This window comes from Enterobacter sichuanensis, assembly GCF_002939185.1.
GTDB classification, from domain to species: domain Bacteria; phylum Pseudomonadota; class Gammaproteobacteria; order Enterobacterales; family Enterobacteriaceae; genus Enterobacter; species Enterobacter sichuanensis.
Window position 1 is genome coordinate 1 of the sequence record NZ_POVL01000094.1, and the last position, 7,074, is coordinate 7,074.

Annotated in this window: 8 protein-coding genes; 6 read left to right on the forward strand and 2 right to left on the reverse strand. The window is 54.9% G+C overall.

Annotated elements, in window-relative coordinates; genetic code table 11:
* Nucleotides 1-209 precede the first annotated feature (209 nt).
* Both mltA and tcdA read left to right on the forward strand, forming a co-directional pair.
* The gene (gene mltA / locus C5687_RS23160; RefSeq protein WP_047959387.1) at nucleotides 210-1,307 is read left to right on the forward strand and encodes a murein transglycosylase A; all 1,098 of its coding nucleotides are present in this window, start codon (nucleotides 210-212) and stop codon (nucleotides 1,305-1,307) included.
* Between the two features lie 76 nt (nucleotides 1,308-1,383).
* A complete protein-coding gene (gene tcdA / locus C5687_RS23165) occupies nucleotides 1,384-2,190 on the forward strand; it encodes a tRNA cyclic N6-threonylcarbamoyladenosine(37) synthase TcdA (protein ID WP_006811804.1) in 807 nt (268 codons plus the stop codon).
* On the opposite strand, the gene csdE is transcribed toward tcdA, so the two are convergent.
* Together csdE and csdA are read right to left on the reverse strand one after the other, a co-directional pair.
* Nucleotides 2,181-2,627 carry a cysteine desulfurase sulfur acceptor subunit CsdE gene (csdE, locus tag C5687_RS23170; RefSeq protein WP_047959386.1) on the reverse strand — a complete coding sequence of 149 codons (447 nt, stop codon included), beginning with the start codon at nucleotides 2,625-2,627 and terminating at the stop codon, nucleotides 2,181-2,183. The two genes, tcdA and csdE, sit on opposite strands and share 10 nt — an antisense overlap.
* Nucleotides 2,627-3,832: a cysteine desulfurase CsdA gene (gene csdA / locus C5687_RS23175; protein ID WP_104558118.1), complete on the reverse strand. Its 1,206-nt coding sequence runs from the start codon at nucleotides 3,830-3,832 to the stop codon at nucleotides 2,627-2,629. The genes csdE and csdA overlap by 1 nt, the downstream gene beginning before the upstream one ends.
* A gap of 192 nt (nucleotides 3,833-4,024) precedes the next feature.
* Between csdA and C5687_RS23180 the strand changes: the two genes are divergently transcribed.
* The 4 genes from C5687_RS23180 (at nucleotide 4,025) to rlmM (ending at nucleotide 7,047) form a co-directional block, all read left to right on the forward strand.
* Entirely contained in the window at nucleotides 4,025-4,252 is a 228-nt protein-coding gene (locus tag C5687_RS23180; protein WP_008499648.1) for a YgdI/YgdR family lipoprotein, read from the forward strand.
* Between the two features lie 349 nt (nucleotides 4,253-4,601).
* On the forward strand, nucleotides 4,602-5,519 hold the full coding sequence (gene gcvA / locus C5687_RS23185) for a glycine cleavage system transcriptional regulator GcvA (protein ID WP_008499647.1): 918 nt from the start codon (nucleotides 4,602-4,604) through the stop codon (nucleotides 5,517-5,519).
* Between the two features lie 39 nt (nucleotides 5,520-5,558).
* On the forward strand, nucleotides 5,559-5,954 hold the full coding sequence (locus C5687_RS23190) for a DUF423 domain-containing protein (RefSeq protein ID WP_008499646.1): 396 nt from the start codon (nucleotides 5,559-5,561) through the stop codon (nucleotides 5,952-5,954).
* Nucleotides 5,947-7,047 carry a 23S rRNA (cytidine(2498)-2'-O)-methyltransferase RlmM gene (gene rlmM / locus C5687_RS23195; RefSeq protein ID WP_047959384.1) on the forward strand — a complete coding sequence of 367 codons (1,101 nt, stop codon included), beginning with the start codon at nucleotides 5,947-5,949 and terminating at the stop codon, nucleotides 7,045-7,047. The genes C5687_RS23190 and rlmM overlap by 8 nt, the downstream gene beginning before the upstream one ends.
* Nucleotides 7,048-7,074 lie beyond the last annotated feature (27 nt).

The following is a 7,074-nucleotide window of genomic DNA, read 5'->3' on the forward strand; positions in this document are numbered from 1 at the left end:
TCCGTGGATGCGCACTATACTCGGATAGCTTTGTGATGCAACCCCTTTTTTACATAAATCATTAACTTTGTATGTAAATTGAACGGTGTTGCGACATTTGGACTATTTTTTGCTCATAATTTGCCAAAGGGCATGCGATCGCATTTCATTAGCCCTGGCGGTTTGTTATCTTCATCACGCGGAAATGGGCAACTTAAAGACGAGATATAATGAAAGGACGTTGGGCGAAGTATCTGATGACGGGCGCAATGGTAGCCATTCTTGCCGCCTGCTCTTCTAAACCGACCGATCGCGGTCAACAGTATAAAGACGGGAAGTTATCCCAGCCTTTCTCGTTAGTTAATCAACCTGATGCCGTTGGCGCACCGATTAACGCCGGCGATTTTTCTGAGCAGGTTTACCAGATCCGCAACGCGTCGCCGCGTCTGTATGGCGCTCAGAGCAGCGTGTATAACGCGGTCCAGGACTGGCTGCGTGCAGGCGGTGATACGCGCAATATGCGCCAGTTTGGTATTGATGCCTGGCAGATGGAAGGGGCGGATAACTACGGCAACGTCCAGTTCACCGGGTATTACACGCCTGTGATTCAGGCGCGACACACGCGCCAGGGTGAGTTCCAGTATCCTATTTATCGTATGCCGCCAAAACGAGGACGTCTGCCGTCGCGCGCTGAGATTTATGCCGGTGCGCTGAGCGAAAACTACGTTCTGGCCTATAGCAACTCCCTGATGGACAACTTCATCATGGACGTTCAGGGCAGCGGCTATATTGATTTTGGTGATGGTTCGCCGCTTAACTTCTTCAGCTATTCCGGCAAAAACGGCCACGCCTATCGCAGTATCGGTAAGGTGCTGATCGACCGCGGCGAAGTGAAGAAAGAAGACATGTCGATGCAGGCGATCCGCGAGTGGGGCGAAAAACACAGTGAAGCCGAAGTGCGTGAGCTGCTGGAGCAGAACCCGTCGTTTGTCTTCTTCAAACCGCAGAACTTTGCTCCGGTGAAAGGGGCGAGCGCCGTCCCGCTGATTGGCCGGGCGTCGGTGGCATCGGATCGTTCCATTATTCCTGCGGGCACCACGCTGCTGGCGGAAGTCCCGCTGCTGGACAACAACGGCAAATTCAACGGGCAGTATGAGCTGCGTCTGATGGTAGCGCTGGATGTCGGCGGGGCGATTAAAGGCCAGCACTTCGATATCTATCAGGGCATTGGCCCGGATGCCGGTCACCGTGCAGGCTGGTATAACCATTACGGGCGCGTATGGGTGCTGAAGGCCGCACCTGGCGCCGGAAACGTATTCAGCGGCTGATTGTGGTATTCTGAGCGGAATACGGATTACTGTTCAGGGTGAGGAAAAACCTCACCCTTTTTACATCTGAGGTTTTATGTCTGTGGTAATCAGCGATGCCTGGCGCCAGCGTTTTGGCGGTACGGCACGTCTCTATGGTGAAAAAGCCCTGCAGCTGTTTGCGGATGCGCACGTCTGCGTCGTGGGCATTGGTGGTGTGGGCTCGTGGGCGGCAGAAGCGCTCGCGAGAACCGGTATTGGCGCAATCACGCTGATTGATATGGATGACGTATGCGTTACCAACACCAACCGTCAAATCCATGCCCTGCGTGATAACGTCGGTCTGGCAAAATCGGAGGTCATGGCAGAACGTATCCGCCTGATTAACCCGGAATGTCGGGTAACGGTGATTGATGATTTTGTGACGGCAGATAACGTCGCTGAATACATGAGTAAAGGCTACAGCTATGTGATTGACGCCATCGACAGCGTGCGTCCAAAAGCGGCGCTGATCGCCTACTGTCGTCGTTACAAGGTTCCCCTGGTGACGACCGGCGGCGCGGGCGGGCAAATCGATCCGACGCAGATTCAGGTGGCCGACCTGGCGAAAACCATTCAGGATCCGCTGGCCGCCAAATTGCGTGAACGGCTGAAGAGCGACTTCAACGTGGTGAAGAACAGCAAGGGCAAGCTGGGCGTTGACTGCGTATTTTCGACTGAAGCGCTGGTGTACCCGCAGGCGGACGGCTCAGTCTGCGCGATGAAAAGCACGGCGGAAGGGCCAAAACGGATGGATTGCGCCTCAGGTTTTGGCGCGGCCACCATGGTGACCGCCTCCTTTGGCTTTGTGGCGGTGTCTCACGCTCTGAAGAAGATGATGGCGAAGGCGGAACGTCAGGCCTGAACCTGACGTGCTGCATCCTGCACGGCTTCGCTCAGCGCGATAAGACCCTGACCGCGCGAGGCGCTAAGCTGTGCTCGCAGTCCCAGCTCATCAAAGAGCGCCAGCGGAGAATGCGTCAGCAGCTCCGCCGCGCTTTTTCCCTCGATGGCGGTTAACAGTACCGCCAGCAGCCCGCGTACAATACGTCCTTCGCTATCGCCAAAGAAATGCAGCTTCCCATCGGAGACGCTCACGCCCAGCCAGACGCGATTCTCACAGCCTGCGATCTCTTTTGCCTGCGCTTTGAGTTCGTCAGAGAGGGGCGGTAATTGCTTACCGAGCAGGATCAGCTGGCGATATTTATCCTCCCACTGTGAAAGCGGGGCGAAGGTCTGCTTTAACGTCTCTTCTGTGATGACGGTGCCAAACGGATGTCCGGCTAAATGTGCGCGAGTCATTAATCCACCAGTATTTCAAGGGCGCGGTCGACGGCGGCAACCAGCGCGTCGACGTCGCTTTGCGTATTATACGGCGCAAACGAGGCGCGCAGCGTACCGCTTACGCCAAGTGCCGCCAGAAGCGGCTGGGCGCAGTGCTGCCCGGCACGCAGGGCAATGCCATACCCGGCCAGCAGCGTCACCATATCGCTATGGTGTACACCCGCGAAATCAAAGGCGAGCAGGCTCGAATCCTGCACGCGGAACGAGCGGAAACCCGGGCGCTTTTTGAGTTCTTCCTCTGCCAGCGTCGCCAGTCCCCGGCTCCAGCTTTCAGCCTGAACAATGTCGGTTTCAGCGAGCCACTCGAGTGCGGCGCTCAGGCCAATGACGCCCGCGACGTTTGGTGTACCTGCTTCCAGGCGGTAAGGGACCTCCTGCGTGTTAAAGCCCTCGAAGGTCACTTCCGTAATCATCTTGCCGCCACCGAGCCACGGCGTCATTTTTGCCAGCAGTTCTGGCTTACCGTACAACACCCCAATACCGGTTGGCCCGTAGAGCTTATGCCCTGAGAAGGCATAAAAGTCGATATCCAGCGCCTGCACGTCGGCGGGGAAATGCACCACGCCCTGCGCGCCGTCGACCATCACGACCATGCCGCTGTCATGCGCGATGCGAATCGCCTGCGCCAGGTCAGGGCAACCGCCGGTGACGTTTGACATCTGTCCAAGCGCCAGAATGCGGCTGCGGGGAGTGATAAACTCAGCCAGGCGTGCCACGTCGGGCAGAAGATCTGAACCCAGCGGGAGTTTTACCACGCGTGCACCCGTTTGACCGGCGACCATCAGCCACGGTACCAGGTTGGCGTGATGCTCCGCCTCACTGACGATAATCTCATCGCCAGGCTGAAGCAGCGGGCGCGCGTAGCACTGGGCCACCATATTGATGGCTTCGGTTGTGCCGCGCGTCCAGACGATGTTTTTCCCGCTTTCGGCATTAATCAGGTGTGCGACCTGATCGCGCGCGGCTTCATAGCGCGCGGTTAACCGCTGCGCTTGGGCAAACTGGCTGCGATGCACATTGCCGGCACTCAGGCTGTAGAACTGCTGCGTCGCCTCAATCACCGCCTGTGGCTTAAGAGCGGTGGCGGCACTATCTAGATAAATACCAGCATCGGCCAGCGCCGGGAACTGGGCGCGGAACTGCGCAGGGCTGAAAGCGTTCATGGGATTCCTCATTTCAATACTGCGATCGTCGCGCAATTTCTGCGGCAGGGCAAGGAGGTTGATATCTATCAGAATTGTCTGCTTATCCGGATGGCCCTCAAAAAGCAGGTTATGCTAAATAGTGTTAGGCGGATGTTTTAGCCTGTTATAAATCGAGGTTTGAATAGCATTAATTGCTAAAGGAGAATAATCATGAATAAGACAGCTGCAATCATCTCTGCCTGTGCGTTTACTTTTGCCCTGAGCGCCTGTTCCGGTAATAACTACGTGATGCACACCAATGATGGTCGTTCCATTGTTTCGGAAGGGAAACCGACAACCGATAACGATACCGGGATGATTTCATACAAAGATGCTAACGGGAACAAGCAGCAGATCAACCGCACGGACGTGAAAGAGATGAAAGAGATCGAGCATTAACCGATCGCAGGCGAAAAAAAAGCACCGCAAGTTGGCGGTGCTACATTAATCACTATGGACAGACAGGGTAAATGTACAGGAAGTGAAAAATTGGTAGCGTTGCTACCGTGGTCTGAATCGCAGACCAATTGCAAACACAACAACACAACATCACAACCGTAAGCCAAAAGCCCTTCAGAACACGCATTCCGAAAAAAGCTCTTCGTTCCGGCTCAGGAAGTGCCGCCACTATAGGTATTTGCTGGTAGTTCCTCAACGGACAAATTATAATGGCTCAGATAAAAAAAACTAATAGGTTAAACGTTGTTTCCTGTTTGTTAAAATCCGTTAACATCTAAGCCAGATAACCATGTCAAAGCGATTGCCACCCCTCAATGCATTACGTGTTTTTGATGCAGCAGCACGTCACCTGAGCTTCACCCGCGCAGCAGATGAGCTTTTTGTGACACAGGCCGCAGTAAGTCACCAAATCAAGTCTCTGGAGGATTTTCTGGGCCTTAAGCTGTTTCGTCGACGCAACCGTTCGCTGCTGTTGACCGAAGAGGGGCAGAGCTATTTTCAGGATATTAAAGAGATTTTTTCCCAGCTTACGGAAGCCACGCGTAAGCTTCAGGCGCGTAGTGCAAAAGGTGCCCTGACTGTCAGTTTATTGCCCAGTTTTGCCATTCAATGGCTGGTGCCCAGACTCTCAAGCTTTAACTCAGCTTATCCGGGGATCGACGTTCGAATCCAGGCGGTGGATCGTCAGGAAGACAAACTGGCCGATGATGTAGACGTTGCCATTTTTTATGGTCGCGGTAACTGGCCGGGCTTGCGTGTCGAGAAATTATACGCAGAATATCTCCTGCCGGTCTGTTCTCCCTTGCTGTTAACGGGCGACAAGGCGCTGAAGTCACCCGCTGACCTGGCTCAGCATACGCTTTTGCACGACGCTTCTCGCCGGGACTGGCAAACTTATACCCGTCAATTAGGTCTTACTCATATAAACGTGCAGCAGGGACCCATTTTTAGCCACAGCGCGATGGTGTTACAGGCTGCCATTCACGGGCAGGGCGTGGCGTTAGCGAACAACGTCATGGCGCAGTCCGAAATTGAGGCAGGCCGCCTGGTTTGTCCTTTTAATGATGTACTGGTCAGCAAGAATGCGTTTTATCTGGTTTGTCATGACAGTCAGGCAGAACTGGGTAAAATAGCCGCCTTCCGGCAGTGGATACTGGCGAAAGCGGCAAGTGAGCAAGAAAAATTCCGCTTCAGGTATGAACAATAACGTTTGTGTGCCGGGCACGCATCAATTCAGGACTTAAACATGACCAGCCGATTCATGCTGATTTTTGCCGCGGTGAGTGGCTTTATTTTTGTTGCACTGGGCGCTTTTGGCGCACACGTATTAAGCAAGTCGTTGGGCGCAGTGGAGATGGGCTGGATCCAGACCGGCCTTGAATATCAGGCGTTCCATACGCTGGCGATTTTTGGGCTGGCGGTGGCGATGCAGCGCCGTATCAGCATCTGGTTTTACTGGAGCAGCGTCTTCCTGGCGCTGGGTACGGTGCTTTTCAGCGGCAGCCTTTACTGTCTGGCACTTTCGCATTTACGCCTGTGGGCGTTTGTTACACCTGTCGGCGGCGTCAGCTTCCTGGCGGGTTGGGTATTAATGTTTATCGGAGCTATCCGTCTGAAACGCAAGGGCGTTGTTCATGAATAAGGTTGTTTTATATTGTCGCCCGGGGTTTGAGAAAGAGTGCGCCGCGGAAATTACCGATAAAGCGGCGAAGCGCGACGTCTTCGGCTTTGCCCGCGTGAAAGAGAACGCGGGGTATGTGGTATTCGAATGCTATCAGCCTGAAGATGCCGATAAGCTGGCGCGCGAGCTGCCGTTCAGCTCATTGATCTTCGCTCGCCAGATGTTTGTTGCGGGTGAGTTGCTCAAAGATCTTCCGCCGGAAGACCGCATCACGCCGATTGTCGGCATGCTGCAGGGTGTGGTGGAGAAGGGGGGCGATTTGCGCGTTGAAGTCGCGGATACGAACGAAAGCAAAGAGCTGATGAAGTTCTGCCGCAAATTTACCGTGCCGCTGCGCGCGGCACTGCGCGATGCGGGTGTGCTGACGAACTACGAAACGCCGAAGCGCCCGGTGGTGCATATCTTCTTTATTGCGCCGGGCTGCTGCTATACAGGTTACTCCTACACCAACAATAACTCCCCGTTCTTTATGGGGATCCCGCGCCTTAAGTTCCCTGCCGATGCGCCAAGCCGATCCACCCTGAAACTGGAAGAGGCGTTCCATGTCTTTATTCCGGCGGATGAGTGGGATGAGCGTCTGGCAAACGGTATGTACGCCGTCGATCTTGGCGCATGCCCGGGTGGCTGGACCTATCAGCTGGTGAAACGCAATATGTGGGTCTCTTCTGTCGATAACGGCCCGATGGCGCAAAGCCTGATGGATACCGGACAAGTTACCTGGCTGCGTGAAGACGGCTTCCGCTATCGCCCGACCCGTAACAACATCTCCTGGATGGTGTGCGACATGGTTGAGAAACCGGCAAAAGTGGCCGCGCTGATGGCCTCCTGGCTGGTGAACGGCTGGTGTCGCGAGACGATTTTCAACCTCAAGCTGCCGATGAAAAAGCGCTACGAAGAGGTGTCGCAGAACCTGGCCTATATTCAGGAACAGCTGGATGAACACGGCATTAACGTGGAAATCCAGGCGCGTCAGTTGTATCACGACCGTGAAGAGGTGACGGTGCATATTCGTCGCTGGTGGGCGGCTGTGGGCGGGCGTCGCGACGAGCGGTAGTTCTCCCTCACCCCGGCCCTCTCCCCG